Here is a 26,227-nt window from a genome sequence, read left to right on the forward strand (position 1 = left end):
CGGCGCGGGCGACCGGGGGCTTGCGTCTAGCGTGAACCTGGATGAACGCGTCGCGAGGAAAGAGACCGCCTATGATCCGCCGCTGGAACCCGGCCGCCATCGCCCCGCCCATCGGCCAGTACAGCCATCTGGCGAGCGTGCCGGCCGACCACGAGCTGGTGTTCGTCTCCGGCCAGGTCGGCGTGCTGGACGATGGCACCCTGGCGGGCTCTGACGCACGGTCGCAGACGCGGCAGATCTTCGCCAACATCGAGCGGCTGTTCGACTCGCTCGGCGTCGGGCCCGAGCACCTGGTGAAGCTGATGACGCTGGTGGCGGGCACTGAGCACCTGTACGGCTGCAGAGCCGCCCGCCAGGAGGTGTTCGGCAGGTGGTATCCGGACGGCGACTGGCCTGCCCACTCCCTCGCGGTGGTCGTCGCGCTGGCGACCCCGGAACTGGCGGTGGAGATCGAGGCCGTGGTCGCGGTCCCGCGCCGATGACCCCGGCACAGTTCCGCGCGTTGTTCCCCGCGCTCGCGTCGACGGTGTGGCTCGACACCCCTGGCGCTCCGCCAGGCGCGCGGCCCGTGGTCGAGGCGTTGCGCGAGACGCTGTCGGCCTGGTCCTCAGGCGACTTCGACTGGCAGGACTGGGACGCGGCCGCCGCCACTGCCCGCACCCTGTTCGCCGAGTTCACCGGTGTGGATCCGGCGACCGTGTCGACTCTCGGGTCGCTCGCCGAGGCCGCCGCCACGGTCGCCGCCTCGCTGCCGCCCGGCCGGATCGTGGTGCCTGCCGAGGAGTTCCGCAGCAACTTGTTTCCCTGGTCGGCACGGCACGAGGTGGTGGCGGTGCCCACGCGGGACGGGGTGACGCGGGTGGAGGACCTGGTCGACGCGCTGGACGACCGGGTCTCCCTGCTGGCGGTGAGCGAGGTGACCAGCAGGGAGGGGCAGCGGCTCGACCTGGCCGCCCTGCGCGCCGCGACCGACCGGGTGGGCGCGCGGCTGTTCGTCAACCTGACCCAGTCGCTCGGGGCGCTCCGCTTCGACGCCGCCAGGATCCGCCCCGACTACTTCGCCGTGCACGGCTACAAGTGGATGCTGTGCCCGCGCGGCGCGGCCTGGCTGGTCACCAGGCCAGACCGGGTCGACGGGCTACGGGCCCTGGCGCCCAGTTGGAAGTCGACGAGCCCGCCGTACGGCTATTTCGGCGGTCCCGCGGACCTGGCGCCCGACGCCGCGCGCTGCGACGCCTCCCCGGCCTGGTTTTCCTGGGTCGGGGCGATCCCCGCGCTGCGGCTGCTCGCCTCGCTGGACGCCGAGCGGGTCGAACGGCACTGCCTCGCCCTCGCGGGCGAGCTGACCGAGCGGGCCGAGGCCGCCGGCCTGCGGCGGGTGACGGACGGTCCCGCCTCCCACATCGTCGTCCTGCGCACCGGCCAGGCCGACGGCATCGCCGTACGGCTGCGCGAGCGCGGCGTGCGGGCCACCGCCCTGGGCGACCGGGTCCGCTTCGGCTTCCACTACTTCAATGACGAGCACGACGCCGCAGCCGCCGCGAGCGCCCTGGCCCACGGCGGCGCCCCTGCTGGTGCTGTGACCGGAAATGATCATCGAGTTGAGTGAGAGTTTCAGGCTGCGGTTGTAAGTGGTCTGCCACCCCAGCGGATGCCTTTCTCGCTGCGGATGCGGGCGCGTTAGCGGCGTAGGGCGGCCAGGATGTCGGGGGTAGCGGGCGTGGGTGTTGCGCCAGCGCAGATAAGCGTTTTAGCGGTGTGGTTGGGGTGGTCGGAATTGGCCAGGATGTACTGGCGCAGCGGACCGAAGTGCGCCTCGATCGGGTTGACCCAGGAGGCATACGTGGGCGTGAACAGCAGCCTGACCTTGTTCTTCCTCGCCCAGGCGCGGATGCGCCAGTTCTTGTGCGCCGACAGATTTTCCAAGATCACGTAGATCGAGGCGCCGTCCGGGCGGGCGGCGCGGATCGAGCGCAGCGCGGCCCAGGTGTGGTCCGGGACGGCGCGTAGCGGAACTGCCTGAGCCAAGGCTTGATGGGCTCGGTGCTCGTTATAGAACTCCTCATACTCGCGCAGCGCATGCCGCAGACGGCGTTCGTTCCAGAGCAGGCAGCGGTCCAGGAGCTCTCGGCGGCACGACTGCACCCGCCGCTCCATCACCGCGTTCATCCGCGGCATCCGGATACCGGTAAGCACGGTCCGGATGCCGGCGTCGGTAAGGATCTCCTCCATGAGCGCTGGGAACTTCCCGTCCCGGTCCCTGATCAGATAGCGCGCCCGGCAGCCCGCGTCCTCCAGGTCCATCACGAGATTCCTGAACGCCTGGATGACCCAGGCCGCGGTCGGGTGAGCGGAAGTGCCCAGCATACGGACCCGCCTGGTGGCGTGCTCGATGACCGCCAGAATGTATTGACGCTGCCCGTTCAAGGTGACGGTCTCGATGAAATCGCAAGCCAGCAGTGCATCCGCTTGGGAACGCAGGAAGTCCGCCCACGTCACCGATGCCCGCTCAGGAGACGGATCCACGCCTTCCTGCTTGAGGATCTCCCAGACGGTGGAAGGCGCGACCTTGATGCCGAGGGTGGCGAGCTCGCCGTGCACTCGCCTTAACCCCACGAGGGATTCTCCCGGACCAGCCGCAAAATGAGCACGCGGATGGACCGCACAGTGGGCGGGCGCCCCGGCCTCGTGGGCCGACAGGAGCGAGCGTGGCGCTGCTTCAGCAGATCGCGGTGCCAGCGAAGGACGGTATCCGGACGCACGAGGAGCCGCAGCCGACGCAGAACTTCGCGCGGTAACGACGTGAGGAGCGCGGACAGGAAGGCGCGATCCTCGGGAGCGAACCTCACCCTGGTAGCGACACCGAGCTGCCGTTCAAGCACGGTGATCTGGTGACGTAGAGCAAGGATCTCGGTGTCCTTGTCCCTATCCCCCATCGGCAACAACCGCAGCGCGGCAAAGGCATTCGTGACGGTCAGATAGGCCAGACGAAAGAGCACAAGCGATCATTCTGCCGCGATCGGCCCCTTCCGAGGGCCGAAGCGGAGCACACCAGGAACAGCCGGGCAAGCCGGATGACCTGCACGGATGGCATTATCGGCAAGGACACAGTTGCTCAGCCGCCCACTGCTCGGTCCACACGTCGGCCGGATATCCGGGACGCCGGACCCCACGCGAGGTGACCGTCTCGATCCAGGCGAGCATCTCCGCGGCGGAGGGCACGTCTTCCATGCCTGGGTCTAACCATTGACAACAACCTCCTGTGAAGCAAAAGATACGGTCATCCGTACAACATGTGGAGGTTGTATGAGGCTTCTGGCCGCGGTGATGCTGCTGTTAGGAATCAAGGCCTCCCCCGCGCAGGCCGCTAGCGCGATCGAATCCCACTACAAGGTCGCCGGACCGTGGGCGGTGGCCACCGCCCACGTCGGCAGCGCGTACAAGCTCTACTACCCGGCTAACCTCGGCGCCGGAGGTGTCAAGCACCCGATCGTCACGTGGGGCAACGGCACGTACGCCGTGCCCATGCAGTATCCGGGCGTGCTCCACCAGCTGGCGTCCTGGGGCTTCGCGGTGGTCGCCTCGACGGACAAGACAACGGGCACCGGATCGGAGATGATCGAAGCCGCGCAGTACCTGGTGGCCAGGAACGCTGACTCCACCAGCGTCTTCTACGGCAAGCTCGACGTGACCAAGGTCGGCGCCGTCGGCACTTCGCAGGGCGCGGGCGGCGCGGTCAACACCGCGACCAAGTCGGACGGCCTGATCAAGTCCGTGGTACCGATCGCCCTGCCTGCGCCGAAGTGGGTGGGGTCGGGCGACAAGTTCTTCGTGGACCAGCTCACCTGCCCCGTCCTGTTCATGAGCGGCACCAACGACGGCATAATCTCGCCGCACTCCGCCGTCCTCGGCTACTACGACGCCGTCCCGGGCGCCGCCGCCAAGGCCATGCTCAAGGGCGCTGGGCACAACACGATCCAGGGGACGGGCGGCGGCTACCTCGGCTACTTGACCGCCTGGTTCATGTACACCCTCCAGGGCGACACCTACGCCAAGGGCGCGTTCGTCGGCTCACCACCGGAGATCAACACCAACGCCTCCTGGAAGAACGCCGCCCAGAAGAACCTCCCCTAACGCCAATGCCGGGTGGTTAGGGCTTGCAGAGGATTAACCCGTAGCGTCCAAGGTTCTGGCTCGATGTTGTGGTATGGGCGTGGCGGAGGAGACCGACATTGACGCCTTAACACCAGACGAGGCCAATCGAGCGTGCTATTGCTCTTCAGGCCCTGACTACCCGGCATTGCCCAAACGCAGGGCGAAGGCGGCCTGAGCGTTGCCGATCAGAGCCGCCTTCGCCACCTCGCCGAGTCCCGCGGCCTCCAGCCGCGGGACGAACGTCTCCAGCAGGTACGGCAAGCCCGGGCCGCCACCGAGACTCGGCCAGTAGGACCTGCGCGCCAGATCCATGCCGAACAGCAGCCGGTCCCCCAGCCCCCGCGCGGCAAGCGCCTCGACGAGCGCGACGATGTCGCTGTCCGGCCCGTACTTGATCCGCCCCGGCCGGTCAAAGGCCAGATAGGCCCCACGCTCGGCCAAGGAGGCGAGATATCCGGCGTCGGGGTTGTGGTCGATGTGTCCGAGGACGACCCGGTCCACCTGGAGCGCGTCCAGCAGCTCGTGTCCCATGGTGCCCTTGTCACAGTGGGTGACCACCGGGACCCCGACCCGCTGGGCGGCCTCGGCGACGGCCTTGATCAGCCGTTCGCCGGGCAGCCTGTGGTAGCCGGCCGCCAGCTTGATGGCACCGGCCCGCGCGGGCGAGCGCCGAATGATCGGCCCGACCAGGCCGAACTCGTCCATGCCCTCCTCGATCTCGGCGACCAGCAGGCCGGCGATCTCGTCCACGGTGTAGTGGTGCAACCAGTGCGCGTCGCTGTAGTACGTACTCTTGTGGAAGCCGGTCACGGCCACCACGTGCAGCCCGGTCCGCTCGGCGAGCGCCCGCATCAGCCGTGGGCTGCGGCCGAAGCCCAGCGGGGTCATCTCCACGACGGCGGACAGGCCGAGCCGCTGCGCCGCGGTGACCTCCTCGACGGCGGCCTCCAGCGAGTCCAGCCGGTAGTCCGGCTCGTTGCGCACTGCCCAGTCGCCGGTCATGAACAGGTGCTCGTGCGCGTAGGTGACGCCGAGCTCCTCGACGTCTCCCAGCACGGTACGGACACTCACAACAGCGCTCCTTCCGCCAGCAACCTGCTGCGCAGCACGTTCACGTCGATCTCGGCCGGATCCAGTGAGCCCTCAACCGCCAGGGCGGCAGCCGTACCCGCCGCTTGGCCCATCGCCATGCACTGCCCCATCGAGCGGGCGGAGGCATGTGCGTCGTGTGTCGCCGACAGGCATCGCCCTGCGACGATCAGGCCTGGTGTCTCGACCGGCAGCAGGCATCGGTACGGGATGCCGTAGGTGCCGAAGTCGCGGACGTACTCCCAGCGCGTGCCCGATCCCGAGTCGTGGTCCTCGATGGGCGCACCGCATCGGGCGATCGTGTCGGGATGATCCCGCCCGGCCAGCACATCCTCTGCGGTCAGGACGTACCGCCCGACCAGCCGCCGCGACTCGCGCACTCCGATCCTGACGTTCGTGCCGAGCAGGACGGCGGAGCCGTACCCGGGGACCTTCTCGCGCAGGAAGCGCACATACTCGCCCACCTGCCGCCGCCCCTCGCGCTCGGCTTGCGACAGCTCCATCGGATCGGTCGGGTCCAGGCCGGTCACCCGGGTGAGGTTGGTGTGCACGATCCCGTCGTGCACGGTCCTGTGCACGGACCCCTCGCGCCTGGGCAGGTCACTGTCGGCCATGAGCGCGTGGAGCTCGGCCGTCGAGGTGGCGGACAGGTCCACGCCGCCGAGCCTGAAGGTCGCTGTCATGGGCTGCAGCCGCATGCCGGGCCTCTCGAGCGCAGCCCCGGCCCGCCAGGCGAGTTCGGCGTCGCCGGTGGCGTCGATGACGACGGGCGCCTTGACCTGGAAACGCCCGGCGACGGTCTCCACCTCGACTCCGGGGCCGCAGACCCGGGCGTGCAGCAGGACGGTGACGCCGGAGGTGAGCTCGTCCCACACGACCTTGAGCGCTTCAGGCTCGTAGGTCACCCCGGTCCCGGCCCCGTAGGTGTTGGGCCGCTCGAAGGCCGACCCGGTGTCGAACAGCCGCTCGCACACCTCCCACCCGATCCCGCCGACCACCCGCGGTGACTCGGGGCCTGGTGCGTAGAAGCCGTAGAAGGTGTCGAGCACCGCGGCGCCGGTGCCGCCGAGGAACCCGTTGGACTCCACGAGCAGGCAACGGGCGCCGGAGCGGGCAGCGGCCACGGCGGCGGCGCACCCCGCACTCCCACCTCCCGCGACGATCACATCGCCTTCCCAAAGGACCTTCATCGCAGATGCCAGCCGCCGTCGACAGGGATCACCGCGCCGGTCGTACAGCCGGAAGCCGGGGAGAGCATCCAGAGGACGGCGGCGGCGACCTCCTCCGGTTCGCAGAGCCTGGCGCCGAGCGGCATGAGCTCGGGCAGCCTGGCCCGGATGGCGTGATCGGTCTGGGCGCGGCGGCTCATCGCGGTCGCCACGAGCCCGGCCGAGATCAAGTTGATCCGCACTCCGCGCGGAGCCGCCTCGCGGGCCGCCGACCTGATCAGCGGTATGAGCGCGCCCTTGGCCGAGGCGTAGGCCACGGTGCGGAAGCCGTCGTCGAGCGAGGTCCCCAGCGCGGAACCGATCACCACGATCGACCCGCCCTCCCCCATCGCGGGGACCGCGGCGCGCAGCAGCCTGAAGACCGACTCGTGGTTGACCCGGTGCACCTCGCTCCAAGCCTCGTCGCTGCATTCGGAGATGCCGCCGTCACCCAGGGACCTGCCGGACATGCCGACCGCGTGCACCACCCCGGTGAGCTTTCCATGTACGGCTATCGCCTGCGCGACCGCCTGCTCGGCGCCGCCCGGCCTGGTGATGTCGATGCCGTCGCCATCGGCGAAGTCGACGCCGAACGCCGTGCCTCCCTCCGCCTCCACCGCCTCGACGCAGGCCCGGCCGATGCCCCCGGTCGATCCGGCGACCAGAACGGTCATGAGACCTCCTTCGACGGCCTCACGACCGCGAACGGGCTGTACTGGATGATGACCTTGCGATGCTCGGTCAAGGCTTCCTCAAGACCTCGGCCGCCCGGCGTGCGTGCTCCAGGTAGGCGCTTTCGAACAGCTCCTCGGCGCGCCGGCGGCCGACGAGCTTGGCACTGGAGATGACGGGCGGGACCAGGCCGTCCATGGCGAGGTGCTCGGCCGCGCGTACCTTGATCTCGTTGACCACCGCGACGGCCGCGACCGTGCTACCGGGGCCTACCGGCTCGGCCAGCCCGTCGACCTCGCACATCGCGTCGCCCACAGGGGTGCAGAGGTCGATGACCACGTCGGCGTGGTCGGCCAGCCTGGTGCCGCTCGGATGCCCTGGCTCGACAGCGGTCGTCTCGCGCATCGACGTCACCACGATCACGGGCAGGCCCGCCTTGCGCAGCCCCATGGCCATCTCGATGGGGACGGCGTTGAGCCCGCTGACGCTGAATACGATGGCCGCGTCGGTGGGCCGGAGTTCGTAGTTGGCCAGGATCTGGTCGGCCAGCCCTTCGACCCGCTCGATGAACATCGCCTGCCGCATCCCGTTCGGGCCGGCGACCTGCGTGTAGAACGTCGACGACAACTCCACGATGGGATGGAACCCCGGGTAGGAGCCGTACCTGGGAAACAGTTCCTCCACGCCCATCCGGGAGTGCCCGGTGCCGAACGTGTGCACCACGCCACCGGCCCCGATCACCCGAGCCGCGGTCGCGGCCGCGGCCGCGATGGCCTCCTCCTGGGTTCGCTCGATCTCCCCGAGCAACTCGACCGCCCGCTTGATCCACTTCACTAGGATTTACCTCCATAAAGAGCGGCACCGATCGCCCCGGCCAAGGGGCCGAGCACAGCGGGCAGCACCGCCACGTCACCAATGAGCGGCCTCCGCCGCTCGAACACGTCACGCATGGCGGGCCGCATGAGATCGAGCGCTCCGGCCACGCCACCGCCGACGACAACCGTCCGCACCCCCAGCAACGCCACCGCGTCGCCAAGCCCCACCCCCAGCGCCCACCCAGCCCGGCTCAACGCCTCCGTCCCTGCCCGCTCCCCCCTCCGCGCCGCCTCGGCAACCTGAGCGGGAGTAACCCCACCAAGGACGTCGTCGCCCCGGTATGTCCGGACGATGCCTGGGCCTGCGGCGAAGGCTTCGACGCAGCCGCGGTTGCCGCAGCAGCACTCCGGGCCGTAGGAGTCGACGGTGATGTGGCCGACTTCGCCGAGGTTGTCCCTGGGGCCGGGCAGAACCTCGCCGCCCAGTGCCACCGCCCCGCCGACCCCCGTTCCGAGCACAGCGAAGAGCACGTCGGACAACCCCTTGGCCGCGCCCATGCGGAGCTCGGCCAGCGCGAACGCCCGGGCGTCGTTGATCACGGCCACTGGCAGCCCGGTCCTGGCACTCAGGGCGGGCCCGATGGGAAAGCCGTCCCAGTCGCCGGGCGGGTTGGGCACGAACAACGCGACTCCCGAGGCCCGGTCCACGTGCCCGGGCAGACCGATCCCGATGCTCTCAACCCCCGCAGGCAGCAGCTCGGCGACCAGCGCCACCACTGCTTCCGGCCCAGACGGAGTGGGAACCGTCCCGGAACCGACCACCTTCTGGTCCTCCAGGAGCACCCACTTCACTGTGGTGCCTCCGACGTCGATACCGAGACGTGTCACCATGCGAGAGCCGTACCGGACAGGACGCCGGACGGGGTGACCACCTCGACCTCGCCGGCGGCGGTCAGCCGCCCGGTCCCATCGGCCGAAACCGTCAGGAAGCGGCTCTGGAACGAGGCCCCGCCACCCACGCGGAGCCGGCCTGAAGCGTCGGGCTCGACCCCGAGCAACCGCAGGTAGGCGAGCAGCGGCTGGGCGTGCGCGTGCAGGTTGGCCACAGGGTAGGCCTGCATGGCGACACCCACCTCGGCCAGATCCCACGTGCGCCCAGGACGTTCGGACTCCGGCGGGAGGTAGGCATCAGGGCCGGACAGCGTGCCTTCCCAGACATCGGGATACACCTCCGCATGGGTGTTCGTCGACATCCGCCGCCACCAGGCCCACCCCAGTTCGGGGTGGTGCTCGGCGGCAGCCCAGATGAGCGTCATGTTGATCGCGTACCAGATCGCGCTGTCCTCAGCCCCGTTGCCAGACAGGACCGGCCAGTTCAGGCGAGGACCGAGCGGCGACTCGGCGCCCGCCGTCATCTCGATCGTCTGCAGCAGAGCGCGCGCCTGCTCGGGCGAGGCGGCACCGCACAGGATCGCCCACGGCTGGACCTCCAGCCACAGGTCGTCCTCGCCGACCACTGCTCCAGGCCCGTAGGCGCGCCGGAACCAGCTGCCGTTCCACTCCCCCTCCACCGCGTCGCACAGCTCGGCGCCAAGCTTGCGCGCCTCAGCACCGGTCGCCTGATCGCCGAGCCGCTCTGCCACCGCCGCGTAGCGGGGCAGTACCCAGGCGGCCATCGCCGAGTTGAGCACGGACTCGCCGCGCTCGATCATCTCCTCGTGGGGCACGCCGCTCCTGGAGATCGCCATGTCGTTCCAGTCGGCGTTGAGTATCCGCACGTGCCCGTGCTCGCCTCTGCCGACGACGTCGGCGAAGAACCGGAACTGCCGCCGCAGATTCTCCTCCAGCGACACGGCCGAGGCACCATGCACCTGGTGGTACGGCACCCCCGTGCCGAATGCCTGGATGTCCCCGGTCGCCGCGAGGTATTCGGCGGCGAGCCACAGAGCCCACAGATTCTGGTCGGAAGGCCGGAATACGTCGGTCCACGGCGACTTGTCCGGTCGCAGCGCGTACGGCAGGTCCCCATCGGGGCTCCCCCACGCGCACGTGTTGCGCAGCACGGACAGCGCCAGGTCAGGCTCGGTGTACACGAGAGGCAGCGCGTGCTGCAGCGGGTCACGCGCGGCGCCGTTGAACCCGTGTCTGAAGGAGTAGCACGACCCCTGATCCAGCGTGTGCCCGCCGAGCACCCCGTCGGCACACGCGCCGCCCGTCAACAGCGCCGCATGCCACGGCACCTCCCGCTCCGCCTCAGGAGCCTGTACGGCTCTCGCCACCGGCAACCGTTCGGCGAGCCCGCGCAGGCTGTCCTCAAACCCGGTCACGTCGTCGTCCAGCAGGCCGTAACGCAGGTCCACCACCGTCGAGGCCCCTGCATCGAGCTCCAGCGCCAGGTCCAGGCGCCCGGACCGGGTCCGCTCCCCGCCGAGCACCTCCAGCTCCAGCCCGGGATCCTCGGCGGGAACCGGACCGCTGATCAACCGGACGTCCGCGGGATGCGCCGCCCATTCCTCGGTCAGAGGCAGCCGTACAGGATTGCCTGTCAGGTTGCGCACCACCAGCCTGATCAGGACCCACGGCTGCTCCCCCTCGGGGCAGAGCACCGTACGTTCCAGCGACACCCGCTCATCGGCCACCCTGACCACCGCGAACGTCGGCCCGAACAGGCGCTCGGTCGTCGACCCTGCGGTGGTCAGGTCGCCGATGCTGCTCACGCCGGTGCCGCGGGTCAGCCAGCGCAGGCCGGTGTGCTCGTCGAACAGGTCGCAGCGCCCGTAGTTGTCGGCGACCAGTGTGACGCGCCGGTTGCCGAGGTGGACGAAGTGCCGCCTGCTCGGCGGGTCGAGGATCGGGTCCCAGGTAGCACGCGGATCGCGTTCCTGGTCCATCGTGTAGGAGAAGGCGGGCAGGCCGTGGACGCTCGTCCACTCGCCGAAGGAACTCATCGTTTGACGCCCCCAAGGGTCAGTCCTGCGACGTAGTAGCGCTGGAGGAAGAACATGAGCGCGATCGGCGGAACCGCGGTGACCAGCGCAGCGGTGGTCATCAGGCGGATGTCGTAGCCGATCTCGGTCTGCAGCTGGGAGATGCCCACGGGCAGCGGCCACAGCGACGGGTCGTTGGCGACGAGCAGCGGCCAGAGCAGGTTGTCCCACTGCGCGAGGAACTGCAGCAGGAAGAGTGTGAGCAGCGCGGGTCTGAGCAGCGGAAGCGCGATCGTGACGAAGATCCGGAACTCGCCCGCGCCGTCCACGCGGGCCGCGAGCAGCAGCTCCTTCGGCAGGCTGAGCGCGAACTGGCGGACCAGGAACACCCCGAACGCGCTCATCATGCTCGGCACGATCATGCCCTGGTAGGTGTCGATCCAGCCGAGCTGGTGGACGATCACGTAGACCGGCACCATGACCACCGTCGGCGAGAGCGCCAGCGTGCCGACGACCAGCGCGAACAGCGCCCGGCTTCCGGGGAAGCGCAGCATGGCCAGCGCGTAGCCCGTCGCTCCCGAGAAAACCACGTCGAGGAAGCCGATGCCGAGGGAGAGGATGAGGCTGTTGCGGAAGTAGACGGGGAAGTTGCCGCTGGAGAACATCTCGGTGATGTTGGCGAACAGGCTGAACTCCCCGCCGCCGCCTTCCGGCTGCGCGGCCACGACCAGCATGACGCCGATCGGCAGCAGCATGACCGCCACGACCAGCGGGAGCAGGACTCTACTCATCGCCGCCTCCCCGCAGGAAGCGGAACTGCACCAGCGACAGCACGATCAGCACCGCCAGCAGCACCATCGCCATGGCCGACGCGTAGCCCATGCGCTCGAAGCTGAAGGCGGTCGCCCACATGTAGTACGGCAGCACCTCGGTCGCACCGGCAGGCCCACCGCTGGTCAGCAGGAACGCGGGGATGAACGCCTGCATCGACCCCACAACGGCAATGACCAGGACGAACAGCAGCGTCCGCCGCAGCAGAGGCAGCGTGATGGACCAGAACGTGCGCACGGGGCCGGCTCCATCAAGCGCCGCGGCCTCGAACACGCTCGGCGACAGCCCCTGGAGCCCCGCAGCCAGGATGATCACGAAGAGCCCGAGATGTTTCCAGATGACCATCAGGACCAGCGCCCAGACGGCCATGCGCTCGTCGGTCAGCCAGGACACCGGCCCGAGACCGACGGCGCCGAGCACCGCGTTGGCGGGACCGCCGTCGGCGTAGATGATCCGCCACACCACCGAGGTGGCGACCAGGGGCATGACCGCCGGAATCATGATCAGTCCGCGCAGCACGCTGTTGAGCCGTCCAGGCCTGGCAAGAGGTACGGCTATCGCCAGGGCCAGCAGGATGGACGGGATCACCGAGCCGATCGTGTAGATGACTGTGACCTGGGCGGAGTTCCAGAAGCCCGGGTCCTCCAGCATCCGGGCGTAGTTGCCGAGGCCTATCCATTGGGGCATACCCGCCAGGTCGTAGCGGGTGAAGCTGAGGTAGAGCGCCGACAGGAAGGGCAGGAGCCAGAAGACGCAGAAGAAGATCGCCGCAGGAAGCGCCAGCAGCCCGCCGACCGTAGCCTCCGCGCGCCGCTGCCCCTTGGCCGGCAGCGCGACGGGAGTCGCCAACCGTACGCCGACCGTGGTCATAGCGCGAGCCGCATCGCCCGGTCGAAGTCCTGCGCCGCCTGCTCCGGGGTCTTCTTGCCATAGGCCACGGTGTCGCCCGCGTCGGTCAGCGCCTTGGCCATCTCATTCCAGATCGGGGTCTGCGGCCCGAAATCGGCGTGCGGGGCCGAGGCGACCATGATGTCGATGGCCTTCTGGTCGGCGCCGCTCAGCTTCTCCCATCCGGCGATGGGGGTGAGCGATCCCGCCTCGCGCAACTGCTTGGCGGCCACGTCGGGCCGTTGCAGGTAGTTGATGAAGTGCCAGGCGGTGTAGGGCAGCTTGGACTTGGCCGAGACGCCCCAGCCCCAGGTGTAGGCGGGTGCGACGGCCGGTCCCGCGTCGAAGCGCGGCATCGGCGCGATGTCGAAGTTCTTGCCGAACTCCAGCTTTTTGCTGAGCGTCGGGAACAGGTCCATGGCGAACAGGCCGGAGACGAGCATGGCCGCCTCGCCCGTGCCGAACAGCCCGAAGCCGGACAGCGGGTTGGAGAGCTTGGGGTTGCCGACGCTCGCGTAGTAGCGCAGCGCGTCGACACCAGCGTCCGTGGCCAGCGTGGCCGTGGTGTTATCGGGGCTGAGAATGCTGCCGCCCTTGCCTTTGACCAGGGCCAGGAGCTGCATGACCGTCCACTGCGGATTGCCGAGGATCCACTGCAGGCCCACCTTCTTGCCGTCGGCGGAGGTCAGCTTCTTGTTGTACTCGGCGACCTCCTCCCAGGTGGTGGGCGGCTTGTCCGGGTCGAGCCCGGCCTCGGCGAAGCGGTCGCGGCGGTAGTAGAGGTAGCAGATCGTGTAGTCGGTCGGCACGCCATACAACTTCCCGTCGTATGACAGGGAGTTGATGGCCGTCTGGTCGTAGCCCCCGGCGACGGCCTTCGCATCGGCCGCGCCCAGCGGTTTGGGCATGATCAGAGCCAGGCGGCCCTTGCGTGCGTGGCCAGGGAAGGTCCAGCCACCGATCCTGAACACGTCGGGCGCCGCGCCACCGGCGAAGGCGGTGAGCAGCTTGGTGTCCAGCTGGTTGACCGGGACGTAGAGCGGGGTGACGTCGACGCCGCCGAACTCCTGGACGTACTGGTGCACCAACGGCGTGAAGACCGCGTCGTAGGCACGCGTCTGGTGCAGCCAGACCGACAGCTTGCCGCGTGGCACGCCGTCGGCGGGGACGGTCGGCTCAGCGGGTCCGCCGCACGCGGCGAATAAGGGGGACAGTGCGGCTGCGGCGAGTAGCTGCCGCCTCGACGGATGGTTCAACGTGGCTCCTGACCCATGAGGGCGTTCTTCGCGTCGTTGAGCTCGACAGAGAAGACGGCGAGGTCCCCTCGCGCGTGCCGGATCGTGTACTCCAGTGGCAGCCCGCCCTCGGTGATCGTGGTGCGAGCGGTGGCCAGGAGGGCTGCGGCCATGGGCACGTGCAGCAGCCCGGCCAGCCGGTAGTCGGCGTTGACCGCGCCGATCGTCTCCCTGCCCGAGGCCGGGGTGAGACCGTACTTGAGCCCCAGCAGGCCGTAGAGGGACCCGGTCAGGTCCTCCTCGAGGATGCCCGGTACCAGTTCGGACGGGAGATGAGCGCTCTCGATCATGCAGGGCTCGCCGTCGAGCAGCCGAATGCGCTCCAGGAAGACGACTTCGGCGCCGGTCTCGAGGCCGAGCGCCGGTGCCACCTCGGCCGTGCACACCTGCATCCGCGCCTCGAGCAGCTGCGTGGTGGGCCTGCGTCCCAGCCTGGCCATCGTCTCGGTGAAGCCTGCGGGCCTCGAGCCCAGCTCGGAGGCGACTCCCAGTGGTGCCGTGTAGGTGCCGCTGCCCTGCCTGGCCACCAGCAGGCCCTCCTGGACGAGGTCGCCGATCGCCCTGCGCGCGGTCGCCCTGCTCACTCCGGCGAAGACCATCAGGTCCTTCTCCGCCGGTATGGAGGTGTTGGGCTCGCACTCGGCGATCACCAGGCGCAGTCGCTCGCGCAGCTGGTAGTAGAGCGGCACGGCGGCGCCGGGTTCCAGAGCCAGCCGCCGCGCCCAGTCGATATCGCTCATCCGTCCCTCAATGCCTGAGAAGTTGTACGGACGACCGTATCTTTTATGGATCGCGCCGTCTCTGTCAACGGCGAACTCGCCGACTACGTTGCGCAGTTGCTCGATTACATGTCAGGCCATGGTCGGCCGCCCGGTGAGGCGCTCGATCACGCCCGGGCCCATCCCGGACTCGCCAGTCCGTACACGATCGAGCGCATCCCGCCCGAGACCCGCACCCTGTGGGGCTCGAATATTCAGTCACCGCGTCCGATCTGCGGATTCACTCGACGCGTCGAGTCTCGCACCCTTCGATTGGAGCCGTCGCTCACATAGTTGTGAGCAACCGCTCAGACTGCAGCACTCAAGACCTGCAAGCGCGCAAAGAATCACAGGTCACCACGTGAACCGAATATTCGAGCCCCACACGGTTCTAGCCGATCTGCAGGACGGGCTTGCCGCGTGCCTGTCCTGACTGGCTCAGCTCCGCGGCCGTGCGCCAGTCCTCGAGCGGGAACACGCCGGCCACTGGTACCGAGAAGCGACCCTTGGCTGCTAGCTGTGCGTATGCGCCGAGCACGTCGTTGCGCACGGTGCCCTCGCCGCCGGGCCCGCTGAAACGCACGCCCAGGTCGTCGGCCGCGGCGAAGTCGCTGAGGGTCAGCACGCGTTCGGGCGCCTTGACGGTACGCACGAGGCCCGGCAGCGCATTGCTGGCCGGTGCCGCGTCGAGGGCGAGGTCGACCGGTCCGCCCGCGAGTGCTCCCACTCGCTCTGCCATGCCGTCGCCGTAACCGGCGACTTCGGCGCCGGCGGCGCGCAGGGCCTTGGCGTACGTCTCGCCGACGGTGGCAATGACCCGTGCCCCGCGCTGAACCGCGATCTGCACCGCGACTGCGCCCCACAGACGGCGCGCCGCGGAACTGACCCCGGCACCGGAACTGCGCGCCCGGCGTCTGCTGTCGGCCGCGCAGGCGGCCATGTTCGCCGGCCACCCGCAGTGGGTCGGTGAGATCAGCGGGCGCGTGGGCGACCTGACCGAGGACCCGCAGCTACGCTCCGAAGCCTCCCTCCTGGCCGGGTGGGCCCTGGGGGTCACACTCCGTCACGAGGACGCGCTGACACTGCTGCTCGGCGTGGCCGAGTCCTGCGCCGCCCAAGCTCCGGACCTGGCGCTCGGCACCCTGAGCACCGCCGCGACGTCCGTCTACAACTCCGGGGCGCCGTTCTACCGGGCGGAACTGCGGCGGATCAGCGCGCTGATCGGCGAAGCCGACAATCCCGCCGCCCTGGCCTGGTCCCAGGCGGTCATCGATCCGCATCACCGGCGGGCGAGGCTGATGGAGCTGCTGAAGACGGGGCTGGCCGACATGTCGCAGGAGTCGCTGGGGGACCTGACGGCGCTCGGCGGCACGACCTGGATCCTGGACGAGACCGAGCAGGCCGTTCGCATTCTCGGGCAGACCATGGACGTCCTGCGGCGAGCCGGCAGCGCGGGCACGAACGCGACCGTCACCCAGGCGCTCGCCCTCGCCCTGTTCGAGAGCGGTTCATGGACAGCGGCCCAGTCCGCGGCGGAGGACGCCCTCTGCATGGCCACGGAAGCGGGCGCCGACAACGTCACCGTGGGCTCCCGCATCCTCCAGGCCACGCTGCGGGCCCTGCGGGGCGACCATGCGGATGCCCGGACGCGGGCGTTGGAAGCCGTGCAGGACGTGGACCTGCGCAGATCCTTGAGCCTTCAGGTCCGGCACCGCCATGCCACCGGTATGGCCGCGTTCGTCGCCGGAGATCACGCCGAAGCCTACGATCAGCTGCGCGCGGCCTTCACCCGCGACTTCCGCCCCGCTTCCGTCCACTATCACGCCTCGCCGTACTACCTGGGCGATCTGGCCGCCGCGGGCGGGCGGACGACGCGCGCACGGTGGTCGACGCCGTCGAGCACGGCCTGGGGCCGGACAGGCCACCCCGGCTGGCCGCCGTGCTCCACCGGGACACAGCCCTGCTGAGCGGCGCCGACGACGCCGAGGAACATTTCCACGCCGCCCTCGCCGACTCCATCGTCGACTGCTGGCCCTTCGAGAAGGCACTCACCCAACTCGACCTCGGTGAGTGGCTGCGCCGGCGGCGCCGCAACGCCGAGGCACGCCCGCACCTCAGCGCGACGCTGGAGTGCTTCCGGCGGCTCGATGCCCAGCCCTGGATCGATCGCGCTGCGGCGGAGCTGCGGGCGGCAGGAGCACCCGCGGCAGGTGCGGGCCCGGCGAGCGAGCTCACCGCGCAGGAACAGCAGATCGCCGAACTGGCGGCCCAGGGCCTGACCAACCGCGACATCGCCGCCAGGCTCTACCTCTCGCCCCGGACTGTCGGCTACCACCTGTACAGGATCTTTCCCAAGCTCGGCATCAGCGCCAGGGCCCAGCTCCGCGACGCCCTCTCGCAGGATCCGCCGCAGTGAACCCGCTGGTTCACTGGGACTAGGGCCCGTCGGTCGGTCGGGTGGGGATTCCTACCAGCCGCCCCGGTGCAGCTGGCCGCGTACGGCGCCGCCGGGGAATTCGCCGGTGTGCAGGTTGGCGTACCAGAGGGATGCGCCGCGTCAGGGGAGGCTTAGAACGATCTTGCCGCGGGTGCGCCCCCGTTCGCCGCGCCTGTGTGCCTCGGCGGCCTCGTCGAGTGGCAGCACCGCCTCGACCTCGACGGTGACCTTGTCCCGGTCGATGAGGTCGGCGATGCGGGCCAGCGCCGTCCCGTCGGGCTCGACGAGGAACGGGGTGGCGCGCACGCCGACGGCCAGGGCGCTGTCCAGCAGTTCGGGTGACACGCCCGAGGGGATCGCGACGAGGAGCCCGCCGGGACGCAGGACCTTCAGCGAGCGGTGCCCGTCTCCGGTCAGGTCAAGCACCACGTCGACGTCTCGGGCCACGTCCTCGAAGGCGGTGGTGGTGTAGTCGATCGTCTCCGCGGCGCCGAGTTGGCGCAGCCACTCGTGTCTGCCGGCGGATGCCGTGGTGATGACGTGCGCGCCCAGGTGGCGGGCGAACTGGATCGCCAGATGGCCGACACCGCCCGCGCCGGCATGGATCAGTACTCTCTGCCCGGTCTCCACCTTCGCGGTGTCGACGAGCGCCTGCCAGGCGGTCAGGGCCGCCAGCGGCACGGCGGCGGCCTGCTCGTGGCCGAGCGCGGCCGGTTTGCGGGCGAGCTGGCGGGCCGGGGCGGTGACGTACTCGGCGTAGGCGCCGGCGGGACGGGGAAACCACGGCATGCCGTACACCTCATCGCCCGGCTTCCACCGGGTGACACCGAACCCGACCTGCTCCACCACTCCCGAGACGTCCCAGCCCAGAATGAACGGCGGCTCCCCCAGCACTCCCGCCATGCCGCCCCCGGCCCGGGTCTTCCAGTCCACCGGATTGACGCCTGCGGCTCGCACCCGGACCAGCACCTCGGTTGGCAGCGGCTCCGGCCTGACCACCTCGACCGGCTCCAGGACCTCCGGGCCGCCGAACCGCGCCTGACTGATCGCCCGCATGGCCGATCTCCTCGCTTCCGTGTTTCTCGACGTGACGGACGGAAGCTATCTCCCGGGTGGTAGTGACCCGCAAGGGGTACTACTATCCATTGGGAAGTAAGGAGGCCTGCTGTGGTGATGCGCTGTGAGAGCGGCAAGCACGACCACCATGACGTCTATGCCGCGCTCTGTCCCTGCCGCGATGTCCTGGACCTGCTGGCCAACAAGTGGTCGGCGCTGGTCATCGGTGCATTGGAGAGCGGGCCGCGGCGTTTCGGCGAGCTGCAACGCCACCTGCAGGGGGTCAGCCCCAAGGTGCTGACCCAGACCCTGCGGCGGCTGGAGGAGGCCGGCTTTCTCGACCGCACCATCTACCCAGCCGTCCCCCTGCATGTGGAGTACGCCCTCACCGCCTTGGGCAGCAGCGTGACCGTCCCCTTGGCGTTGCTGCGCGACTGGGTCGAACAGCATCTCGACGAGATCAAACCAACTACCACCGCCTGAGCCTGGACGTTGCCGGGGTCGGGACCGGCATGAGTCGTTGATCAAGTGGTCTGCATTCGAGCCGATTCCCCTGACGTCGGCCACTCTGAGTGGTCGGTCGGTGCGTAGTGGTTCCAGGCTCCGCCTGCGCCAGCGGCGACTCTGCTGATGGTCTCATCGCGGAAGCCGAGACCTCTGGCGATGACCGGCGCAGGGGCCTGGAGGCGTGCGTGGAGTGCGATCTTCCCGGGGGTGAGCGGGTCCCGAGGTCGGGTATGCGCGATCATGTCCGAAATGGACGCTCGTTTCCTTGGTATTGCTGATCTGGTCGAAGTCCCGCCCGTGGCGGTCGTGGTCGACGTCATGCGTGCTTTCACCGTGGCCGCTTGGGCCTTTGCCCAGGGGGCGGAAAAGATCGTTCTTGCTGAGTCGCTGGACGAAGCCCTGGCGCTCAAGGCTCGCCACCCGGATTGGGTGGCGCTCAAAGACGGTCCGCCCGCGCCCGGGTTCGACACCGTCAACTCGCCGGGCCTGCTGCGGTCTATTGACCTTGGCGGACGGACCGTTGTGCAGAAAACCACGGCAGGAACAGTCGGCGCCCTTGCGGTCAAGGAGGCGCCGCTGGTGCTGTGCGCCGGCTTCGTGGTGGCGGAGGCAACGGCTCGGCTCTTGCGGACACGCAAGAGTGACAGCGTCACGTTCGTGGTCACCGGCGAAGATGGGCAGGCCGATGAAGATCTGGCGTGTGCTCAATACATCGCTCGGAGGGCCACCGAGGCTGGGACGGATGCTGCTGAGTTCCTCCGCCGCGCTGCCGAGTCGCGCGCCGCCGTCGAACTGGCGGAGGGGGTGCGTCAAGGAGTCCATCCCGATGACGTTGCGCTCTGTCTTGAGGTCGACCGGTTCCCCTTTGCCATGGTGGCGACCTTGGAAGGCTCGCTCATGGTCCTGCGTCCACGCGCGATGCCTTCGCTGACTGACGAGGACCCGGGTCTGATCACTGGGTCTGATCACTGGGTGTGGTCGCTGGGGGCGTAGTGGGTCCAGGATCCTCCGGCGTCCGCGGCGATGCGGGTGGTGGTCTTGTGGTGGAAGCCGAGGGAGTTGGCGATCACTGGTGCGGGGGCTTGCAGGACGAGTTGGCGGGGCGCTGAGGCTCTGGCCGTTCCGGTGCCGAAGCCGGAGCCCCGCGCGGTTGCTGGCCTCGGACCACTGGATCGCCTGCCACCACCCGCACACCTCCGGGAACGTCACTCCAGCCGGGCCGCGGCCTCCAGCGGCTCGGACGAACGGAGGAAGCGCAGGTCCTCCATGACCAGGGCGGCATCGGTGGCGCCGCCGCGGCGGAGGGCCGGGGCCAGCGCGTCCAGGTCGGACCAGCGGGACGGGCGGAGGTGGACGCGGTAGCCGTCTCCGGTGGGCTCCAGGGTGAGGGCTTCGCCGATGGCGAGCCTGCTCTCCGGGAGGTGGGCCGCGGTCGCTCCGGCGGCTCGTTCCAGGGCGGTGACCGAGGTGACCCCGGCGGCGATGGGCAGGGTCGTGTCCGGGCTGGTGACGTGTTCGTGCAGGCCACGCAGGCGGGCGGCGGCGGTCGAACGGGCGGGGTGGTTCTTGGACAGGCGGTCGGCCAGGAGCCTCGCAGCGCGGGCGATGTGACCCAGCGGCGGTACGGACGGACGCTCGCCGAGCAGGGCGATCAGCGCCTCCAGGGCGTCCTCGGCGCCGGAGGCGAGAGCGACCCACTGCTCGGTGGTGAGCGGGGTGAGCCTCGGGTGGCGTTCCGTCCAGTATGCGACCGCCCGGTCCAGGTCGGGGCCCGTACGCCAGAGGTCGGCGGGGTCGTCGGGCATGAGCAGCTCGACGACTTCGACGGCCTCGTCGGTGGTGGTGAGCGCCTCCAGGGAGAGCGCGGCGATGCGCAGTTCGATCTCGGTCAGGTCGAGTTCGCGGGCGCGGGCGGCGTCGCCCTTGCGGAAGGCGGCGACGCGGCCCCGCGCCCAGCCGTCCGGCCAGGAGAGCGTGCGGGCCGAGGTGGACAGCAGGATCAGGCACTGGGCCGGTGACAGGCCGGTGGCCTCGGCGAACGCCCGTACGGTCGCCTCCCGGTCCACGGGCGGCGGGCCGTTCTCGGCGATCAGGTCGAGCGCCCGCCGGAGCCGGTCCGGGTCGCTCCAGCCGCGGCAGGTCCGCAGCTCGACGGCGCGGTTGCGGGTGAACAGGAGCGGGTCGGGGCCGTCCGGGGTGTAGAGGAGCGCCGTGACCGCGTACCCGTGCCCCACCTGCTCGTAGTCGGCGACGGCGGCGGCCGTGATGGGGCCGCGGCCCGAGCGGATCTGCCCGAGGTCGTACTCCGGGCGCAGCCGGGCGACGTGCCAGGTGCCGTCGGTACGGAGGAGTTCGGGGACGGCGGCCAGTTCCAGAAGTTGCGCGCGCCCGCCGCCGTTGCCCCACGCGGACTCCAGGACGGCGGCGCCGAGGCGGCCCAGCGTGTTCTCGACCCCCTCGACGGCGGGGGGGTCGAATGTCGCGATCGTCTTGTCGTACGGCACATCGACGGCGGCACGAGTGAAGTGGACGATCCTCTCGTACGCGGACTCAGGCCCCGGATCGTCCAGCTCGGGGGACTTCGCGGACCGGACGGTGGGTGCCGCGGAGGCGGGCGCCGGGCGCAGGTGGGGCGGCGGGGTCAGCGCCAGGCGTTCCAGCAGGGCGAACGCGCGCTCGCGGCATTCGACGGCCGTCCACACCAGGAACGTGACGCCCTTCCAGAGCGACTCGTCGGTGATCTCCGGCAGGAGCGGGCGGAGCCGTCCCGCCAGCTCGTCGCGGGCGGCGTCCTTCTCCGCGTACCCGCTCTCGGGGTCCAGCACCCGCATGAGGTCGGCGGCGAGCGCGGCGTCCGCGACGTCGATCAGGGCCTGCGCCTTCTTCTCGTCGACGGCGCGCAGCGCCCTGGATCCTTCGGGGTCGCGCGGCCGCATCGCCGACCACCGGCCGGGAGGCGCGACCAGGCGGGTCCCGGACGCGTAGCGGTGGTGCTCGACCGTGCTGATGTTCTCGGCGCCGTCGTGCTCGGGCACCCTGCCCCAGCCGCGGACGTAGCGGCCGATGGTCCGCCCGGCCGGGTCCCGCAGCTCGATGATCCGCCCCTGGCCGCGCCACACGGTGGCCTCGGCGCCACCGGGGAAGGCGACGCGTTCGCCGTCGGCCGGTACGACGCGGCGGGCGGCGGGGTGCGCGCTGCCGTGCGGGCAGTGCGGGCCGCCGTGGTCCAGTACGGTCACCCGGCCGTTCACGGCGATCAGGCAGCGGTCGTAGAGGTCGCGCGCCTCGGTCCGTTCGTGGGACCGGTTGGAGACGTCCTCGTACGTGCGGAAACCGTGGGACGGGCCGACTCCATCCGGTGTGACGACGGAGGCGCGGAACTTGTGCTCCCAGAGCCGGCCGGACTCGATCAGGAGCAGGTCGGTGCCGCTCTCTTCCAGGTAGTCGGTGATGGTGTTGACGTGGCCGGAGACGAAGGCGGGCAACTCCAGTTCGTCGAGGACGCCGCCGCTCAGCGTGGCGGCGAGGGCGCGGGCCGGGTCCGTCCCGGTCGCGATCGTCCGGACGCTGTCCAGGAGGGGGCCGGGGACTCCGGCGATGGTGAACCGTTCGGCGTCGCACAGGGCGGCGTGCGCGTCCGGAAGCCCTTGATTTGGGACCCGCTCGGCATGCTCGGCCAGGATGGCGGCGACAATCTGTGCCGTTCCCGGTGTCGCGGTCAGGGCCCGTACGGTCTCAGGGGCGGTCTGTTTCGGGACGGCGGGCTCGGTGACGTTGAGCTGGTTGGTCACGTTGCCCACGATCGCGTCGCGCAGCAGCGGAGCCCAGTCCGGGTCGGTGGCAACGGCGGCCAGGTCGGTGCCCGCTCCGGAGGCGAGCCGGTCGTACAGCTTGAACGTGTGCAGCAGCCGGGGCCGCGCGAGCGGGACGCCGCGGTCCAGGAGGAGATCGAGGAGCGGGAGGTCGGCGGCGGTCTCCTCCCAGCTGTTGACCTCGTCCTCGTCCACTCCCAGTACCGCCTCATGGTCGTCGCAGGTGAGGCCCTCCGCGCGCAGCCGCGTACCGGCGTCGTGCAGGAGGTCGCCGAGACCGGCGACGGGGAGTGCGAGCCCCGCGTACAGCTTCAGGAAGCGGCCGAGCCAGTCCTTCGCCGCCGCCCCCGCCAGCCCGGGGGACGTGGTGAACGGGGCGGTCAGGCCCGCGCCCGCGAGGTTGCCGAGGAGGAGCGACACTGCCGCGCTCTTCGCCTTGGGGATGTCCTTGACGGGCAGCGGCAGGATGCCGAGGACCGCACGGCCGATGCCCGCGTCCGCCCGTGCCATCGGGCCGAGCAACGGAAGGACGAACTTCCAGAGGGCCTGCGGTGCCGACTCCATGCAGCCGCTCTCCAGCAAGGCCCGTACGGCGCGTTCGTCCTCGGGCCCGCCGAGCGCGCGCCCGGCGGCCTTCGCCAGCGCCGCCCAGCCGTCGGCCAGGGCCAGCGCGCCGTCCGCGCCGTCCGGGACTTCCTCGCACCACTCGGTAAGCAGGCTGCGGTGCCAGCGGTACGCGCCGGGGGCGGGATGGCGGGCGGCGAGCCGCTTGCCGTGCTTCTTGAGCGTGGCCGTTCCGGCGGCGTCCGGTCCCGCGGCGAGGTGTGCCGCGACGAGCGCGGCCTCGTCGACCGGCAGCGCGTGCGCGTCCTCGGCAGCGCGGGCCTTCTCGAAGAAGGCGGCGGCGAAGCGGGCGCTGCCCGCGGCGGCCAGGATCCGCGCGCACTCCTCGTAGAACGGCGGCAGCAACTCGGGCGCGTGCGTCTCCAGGTCGTCGCCGGTACGGGTGAGCGCGGTGCGCGCGAGGCCGGGCTTGCGGGCGGCCAGGCCGCGGGCGGCCCGCAGGTCGGTGTGCGCGGCCAGGATGCGGGCGCGGTGCGCCGGGTACCGGTGCAGGGCGGACGCGAGGAAGCCGAGCGGGCCCGCGTGCACGGTGCCGACGCCGGTCTCCGCCACCGGGTCCAGGTCGTACAGCGACTTCTCGGCCTTGTCGCCGTCGACGGCCGCGCGCCGGACGAGTTCGACGACCGGCTCGTCCAGGACGGAGTGCTCGTAGCGGACGGCGACGCACGTGTCCTCGTCGGAGCCGGCGGGCGTGCCCGGCAGCACCGCCCCGGCGCGCAGCAGCACGTCGCGCGTCGGGCCGGCGATGCCGGAGGGCACCACGGTGCCGGGCTCGCCTTGGTGGGCGTCGCAGTAGTGGGAGTACGCCTCGGCTGCCTCCACCACCGGCTCCGTCTCGTCCACGGTTCGGTCCGCGTACAGAGCCATGAGAATGCGGACGCCCTCGGACCAGGCGATGTCGCCGATCTCCCGGCCGCCCGCGGCGAAGCTCAGCCACGCCATGTAGGCCGGGCTCATCGGCCCGCTCCAGTCCAGGTCGATCTCGATGCCGAGCGGCTCGGGCGCGTGCACGGTGAACCGCGCCCTGTCCCCCTTGATGCGCCCGCCCAGCTCGTGCACGTGGCGCTCGAACGCGGCGCCGCTCTCGTACCGGGCGTCCATGTATCCGAAGGTGTCGACCACGCCGAACGTACGGTCCATGCTCGCGGGACGCGTCCACACCTCGCGGCGTACCTGCTCAACAACTTGCGTGAGGTTCCGTCCCCGCCAGATGGGCAGCTCGTCGCCGAGCAGCAGCGGGTGCGGGATCGCGAAGGCGTCCGCGCCCGTCCACGCGCCCTCGCGCAGGAGCGCGCAGCGGCCGAGGTCGGGCGCGCCGTCGACGATCGGGGCGATGACCAGGTCGGTGAGCGTCTCGCGCCACACCGGGTCGTCCCACACGGCCGCGAACACCGCGGCCGGGACAGGCAGCGACCGCACCATCCAGGACTCGACCTGGTCGTGCACCGCCCACGCGTGCTCGCCGAGCCGGTCGCAGAGGGCGGCGAGCCGTACCGCGATCGGATCCTTCCTGACGTTGGCGGGCACCTTGGCCAGCACGCGGCCCGCGGCCGTCCGGCAGGCGAGCACCGGCCGCCGCGTCCCCTCGACGGTGAGCTCGTGGCCCGTCGCGATCCCGATCCATCCCATGGCACGCCATTCTTGATCATCCCTACGACGTTCCGGGCGGGAAACGGATGATTTACCCGCAGTGACGGGGGCAGCCGGTAGGGCGTGGGAAATATCGATCTTGTCTTTGTCATCGTGGGCGCCGGCGCGCTGCTCGCGGCGGCCCTCCCCGGCGTTCGGCCGGAGTACAGCGGACATGTACCGCGCCGAGGTCGGGGTCGAGGAACCTGCTGACAGCCATGAGCGGTGAGATGGATCTTGCGAGGTGAAGAGTCTCCGACCTGCGCGGCTTCGCGTGTTGCCGAGGTGGTCGGCGGGGGCGGCCGCTGCTGACGTTCGCATCGGATGCGAACTCGGGGACGTCCGGGATGAGGCTTCTTCGGCGTGGGTGAGGTTGGCTGACAACGCTTCTGGGGACGATGAGATCTGAAGGCCGGTCGCGGTGCCAAGGGCCATGTCAGGCTTATGACCATGAGTCTGATCAAGGTGCTGGTCTCAGCCTTAACAGTCACCGTGCTGTTGTCTCCCATCCCGTCGTGCGGCATCCACGTGGCGGAGTGCAAGGAGCGGGTGGCGCAGCAGGCGCCCCAACTTGAAAGGGAAGTGATCCGGCTGCTTCCCGCAGGCTCGGTCAAGACGGTCGACCTCGAGGATGACTGTAAGGCCGACCCGGACAGCGACGGCCTGGTGGTCGTGACAGTGTCAGGTGCCGATAACGTGCGAAAAGCGCTGGCTGCATTTCACCGAGAGCGCTGGCATTTCACCAGCCCCTTCGAGGAACTCGATCCGTCCGACATTCAGGTGCTCGCTACCAAGAAGTTCGCGCATGGCGAGGTCGATGTGCTGGTGAATGGTCCCCGTGACGATGCTGGTTCGGGTGCGCCCACCTGGGGTTTCGAGATCAGCTACTCGTCCTGAGCCCGACCGGGCCGGAATCGATGACACTGGGCCAACTTCAACGGCGAAGGACACACCGGTGCGCCGGGCCGCGGCGCCGGCGGCAGGTGTCAGCGCTCGCCGAAGAGGTCCTCTCCGTCGCTGCCTCCGAGGAGGAAGGTGAAGCGTTCCAGGTCGTCGCGGAGGGCGTCCAGGCCGTAGGCGGGGTGGCCGACATAGGCCAGGAGCGATGGCGACAGCCTGGCAGGGTCTGCGGCGAGCCAGCTGGCGATGAACCGCAGGAGCTCGGCGAGTTCGATGGCGTCGGTGGTGTCGAGGCTGATGGCGGGCATGACTGGCTGGTCAGGCTTGCTGGGCAAGATCATTTACGGAATGCGTGGGCCTGAGCGCCCTTCTTTGCGAAGTACGGGGTTGATGAGCCCAGGAACAGCCGTTGGCGCCGAGAATGATCTTGTGCGAAGTGTGACGTCCGGTCTCGGTATGCGATCGCTTGGGGGTCCTACCTCGAGACCTCTGGTCCGTGGATGATGCGGAACGTCCGACGCTGTGCTCGGTGGCCAGGTCGGCCAGAGACACCTCGCCCTCGGCGTAGCGGCGGCGGATGGAGCGCCGGGCCCCGAGGGCAGCGCAAAGGTTTGCGAATCTTCC

24 protein-coding genes and 3 pseudogenes are annotated in these 26,227 nt (G+C 70.0%); 9 read left to right on the plus strand and 18 right to left on the minus strand.

What is annotated here, in order from left to right; all coding sequences use genetic code 11:
- Positions 1-71: 71 nt before the first annotated feature.
- Complete coding sequence (locus ABT294_RS29405; protein WP_350809528.1) at positions 72-482, plus strand: RidA family protein; 411 nt, start codon at positions 72-74, stop codon at positions 480-482.
- Positions 479-1,609, plus strand: coding sequence for an aminotransferase class V-fold PLP-dependent enzyme (locus tag ABT294_RS29410; RefSeq protein WP_350809529.1), 1,131 nt, complete (start codon positions 479-481; stop codon positions 1,607-1,609). The genes ABT294_RS29405 and ABT294_RS29410 overlap by 4 nt, the downstream gene beginning before the upstream one ends.
- A gap of 5 nt (positions 1,610-1,614) precedes the next feature.
- Here ABT294_RS29410 and ABT294_RS29415 read toward each other — a convergent pair.
- The 3 genes and pseudogenes from ABT294_RS29415 to ABT294_RS29425 form a co-directional block, all read right to left on the minus strand.
- Positions 1,615-1,992 (minus strand): annotated as a pseudogene (locus tag ABT294_RS29415) (transposase); the annotation flags it as partial.
- Between the two features lie 30 nt (positions 1,993-2,022).
- A pseudogene (locus ABT294_RS29420) lies at positions 2,023-2,367 on the minus strand (integrase core domain-containing protein); the annotation flags it as partial.
- 239 nt (positions 2,368-2,606) lie between these two features.
- Complete coding sequence (locus ABT294_RS29425) at positions 2,607-2,999, minus strand: hypothetical protein (protein WP_350809530.1); 393 nt, start codon at positions 2,997-2,999, stop codon at positions 2,607-2,609.
- A gap of 307 nt (positions 3,000-3,306) precedes the next feature.
- Here ABT294_RS29425 and ABT294_RS29430 point away from each other — a divergent pair, with 307 nt between their 5' ends.
- Positions 3,307-4,134: an alpha/beta hydrolase family protein gene (locus ABT294_RS29430; protein ID WP_350809531.1), complete on the plus strand. Its 828-nt coding sequence runs from the start codon at positions 3,307-3,309 to the stop codon at positions 4,132-4,134.
- A 156-nt stretch (positions 4,135-4,290) separates the two neighbouring features.
- Here the strand turns inward: ABT294_RS29430 and ABT294_RS29435 are convergent, their stop codons facing one another.
- The 10 genes from ABT294_RS29435 to ABT294_RS29480 form a co-directional block, all read right to left on the minus strand.
- Positions 4,291-5,226, minus strand: coding sequence for a phosphotriesterase family protein (locus ABT294_RS29435; protein ID WP_350809532.1), 936 nt, complete (start codon positions 5,224-5,226; stop codon positions 4,291-4,293).
- Positions 5,223-6,434 carry an FAD-dependent oxidoreductase gene (locus ABT294_RS29440; RefSeq protein ID WP_350809533.1) on the minus strand — a complete coding sequence of 404 codons (1,212 nt, stop codon included), beginning with the start codon at positions 6,432-6,434 and terminating at the stop codon, positions 5,223-5,225. Before ABT294_RS29440 ends, ABT294_RS29435 begins: the two co-directional genes overlap by 4 nt.
- On the minus strand, positions 6,431-7,126 hold the full coding sequence (locus ABT294_RS29445) for an SDR family oxidoreductase (protein ID WP_350809534.1): 696 nt from the start codon (positions 7,124-7,126) through the stop codon (positions 6,431-6,433). The genes ABT294_RS29440 and ABT294_RS29445 overlap by 4 nt, the downstream gene beginning before the upstream one ends.
- 67 nt (positions 7,127-7,193) lie before the next feature.
- Positions 7,194-7,958 (minus strand): sugar isomerase domain-containing protein, encoded by a 765-nt coding sequence (locus tag ABT294_RS29450; protein WP_350809535.1) that lies wholly within the window; start codon positions 7,956-7,958, stop codon positions 7,194-7,196.
- A complete protein-coding gene (locus ABT294_RS29455; protein WP_350809536.1) occupies positions 7,958-8,830 on the minus strand; it encodes an ROK family protein in 873 nt (290 codons plus the stop codon). The genes ABT294_RS29450 and ABT294_RS29455 overlap by 1 nt, the downstream gene beginning before the upstream one ends.
- Positions 8,824-10,887, minus strand: coding sequence for a GH36-type glycosyl hydrolase domain-containing protein (locus ABT294_RS29460; RefSeq protein WP_350809537.1), 2,064 nt, complete (start codon positions 10,885-10,887; stop codon positions 8,824-8,826). Before ABT294_RS29460 ends, ABT294_RS29455 begins: the two co-directional genes overlap by 7 nt.
- Positions 10,884-11,657 (minus strand): carbohydrate ABC transporter permease, encoded by a 774-nt coding sequence (locus ABT294_RS29465; protein ID WP_350809538.1) that lies wholly within the window; start codon positions 11,655-11,657, stop codon positions 10,884-10,886. Before ABT294_RS29465 ends, ABT294_RS29460 begins: the two co-directional genes overlap by 4 nt.
- On the minus strand, positions 11,650-12,567 hold the full coding sequence (locus tag ABT294_RS29470; protein ID WP_350809539.1) for a carbohydrate ABC transporter permease: 918 nt from the start codon (positions 12,565-12,567) through the stop codon (positions 11,650-11,652). The genes ABT294_RS29465 and ABT294_RS29470 overlap by 8 nt, the downstream gene beginning before the upstream one ends.
- Positions 12,564-13,841 carry an ABC transporter substrate-binding protein gene (locus ABT294_RS29475; RefSeq protein WP_350809540.1) on the minus strand — a complete coding sequence of 426 codons (1,278 nt, stop codon included), beginning with the start codon at positions 13,839-13,841 and terminating at the stop codon, positions 12,564-12,566. Before ABT294_RS29475 ends, ABT294_RS29470 begins: the two co-directional genes overlap by 4 nt.
- Positions 13,838-14,620: a GntR family transcriptional regulator gene (locus ABT294_RS29480; RefSeq protein WP_350809541.1), complete on the minus strand. Its 783-nt coding sequence runs from the start codon at positions 14,618-14,620 to the stop codon at positions 13,838-13,840. Before ABT294_RS29480 ends, ABT294_RS29475 begins: the two co-directional genes overlap by 4 nt.
- A 45-nt stretch (positions 14,621-14,665) precedes the next feature.
- On the opposite strand from ABT294_RS29480, the gene ABT294_RS29485 reads away from it, so the two are divergent.
- Entirely contained in the window at positions 14,666-14,932 is a 267-nt protein-coding gene (locus ABT294_RS29485) for a hypothetical protein (RefSeq protein ID WP_350809542.1), read from the plus strand.
- 97 nt (positions 14,933-15,029) lie between these two features.
- Here the strand turns inward: ABT294_RS29485 and ABT294_RS29490 are convergent, their stop codons facing one another.
- Positions 15,030-15,578: a zinc-binding dehydrogenase gene (locus tag ABT294_RS29490; protein ID WP_350809543.1), complete on the minus strand. Its 549-nt coding sequence runs from the start codon at positions 15,576-15,578 to the stop codon at positions 15,030-15,032.
- Between ABT294_RS29490 and ABT294_RS29495 the strand changes: the two genes are divergently transcribed.
- Together ABT294_RS29495 and ABT294_RS29500 are read left to right on the plus strand one after the other, a co-directional pair.
- Complete coding sequence (locus ABT294_RS29495; protein WP_350809544.1) at positions 15,577-16,605, plus strand: hypothetical protein; 1,029 nt, start codon at positions 15,577-15,579, stop codon at positions 16,603-16,605. The two genes, ABT294_RS29490 and ABT294_RS29495, sit on opposite strands and share 2 nt — an antisense overlap.
- Positions 16,578-17,054 carry a helix-turn-helix transcriptional regulator gene (locus tag ABT294_RS29500; RefSeq protein ID WP_350809545.1) on the plus strand — a complete coding sequence of 159 codons (477 nt, stop codon included), beginning with the start codon at positions 16,578-16,580 and terminating at the stop codon, positions 17,052-17,054. The genes ABT294_RS29495 and ABT294_RS29500 overlap by 28 nt, the downstream gene beginning before the upstream one ends.
- 51 nt (positions 17,055-17,105) lie before the next feature.
- On the opposite strand, the pseudogene ABT294_RS29505 reads toward ABT294_RS29500, so the two are convergent.
- Positions 17,106-17,180: pseudogene (locus tag ABT294_RS29505) on the minus strand (CHRD domain-containing protein); the annotation flags it as partial.
- Between the two features lie 15 nt (positions 17,181-17,195).
- Positions 17,196-18,131, minus strand: a complete 936-nt coding sequence (locus ABT294_RS29510; RefSeq protein ID WP_350809546.1) for an NADP-dependent oxidoreductase — start codon at positions 18,129-18,131, stop codon at positions 17,196-17,198.
- A gap of 117 nt (positions 18,132-18,248) precedes the next feature.
- Between ABT294_RS29510 and ABT294_RS29515 the strand changes: the two genes are divergently transcribed.
- Positions 18,249-18,614, plus strand: coding sequence for a winged helix-turn-helix transcriptional regulator (locus ABT294_RS29515; RefSeq protein ID WP_350809662.1), 366 nt, complete (start codon positions 18,249-18,251; stop codon positions 18,612-18,614).
- 273 nt (positions 18,615-18,887) lie between these two features.
- Positions 18,888-19,631, plus strand: a complete 744-nt coding sequence (locus ABT294_RS29520) for a 2-phosphosulfolactate phosphatase (RefSeq protein WP_350809547.1) — start codon at positions 18,888-18,890, stop codon at positions 19,629-19,631.
- Positions 19,632-19,843: 212 nt separating this feature from the next.
- On the opposite strand, the gene ABT294_RS29525 is transcribed toward ABT294_RS29520, so the two are convergent.
- On the minus strand, positions 19,844-24,703 hold the full coding sequence (locus ABT294_RS29525) for a DUF4132 domain-containing protein (protein ID WP_350809548.1): 4,860 nt from the start codon (positions 24,701-24,703) through the stop codon (positions 19,844-19,846).
- 450 nt (positions 24,704-25,153) lie between these two features.
- On the opposite strand from ABT294_RS29525, the gene ABT294_RS29530 reads away from it, so the two are divergent.
- Positions 25,154-25,600: a hypothetical protein gene (locus tag ABT294_RS29530; protein WP_350809549.1), complete on the plus strand. Its 447-nt coding sequence runs from the start codon at positions 25,154-25,156 to the stop codon at positions 25,598-25,600.
- A gap of 89 nt (positions 25,601-25,689) precedes the next feature.
- Here ABT294_RS29530 and ABT294_RS29535 read toward each other — a convergent pair whose 3' ends face one another.
- Positions 25,690-25,911 carry a hypothetical protein gene (locus tag ABT294_RS29535; protein WP_350809550.1) on the minus strand — a complete coding sequence of 74 codons (222 nt, stop codon included), beginning with the start codon at positions 25,909-25,911 and terminating at the stop codon, positions 25,690-25,692.
- Positions 25,912-26,227: the final 316 nt, after the last annotated feature.

The sequence above is a fragment of the Nonomuraea sp. NPDC000554 genome, assembly GCF_040300065.1.
GTDB lineage: Bacteria > Actinomycetota > Actinomycetes > Streptosporangiales > Streptosporangiaceae > Nonomuraea.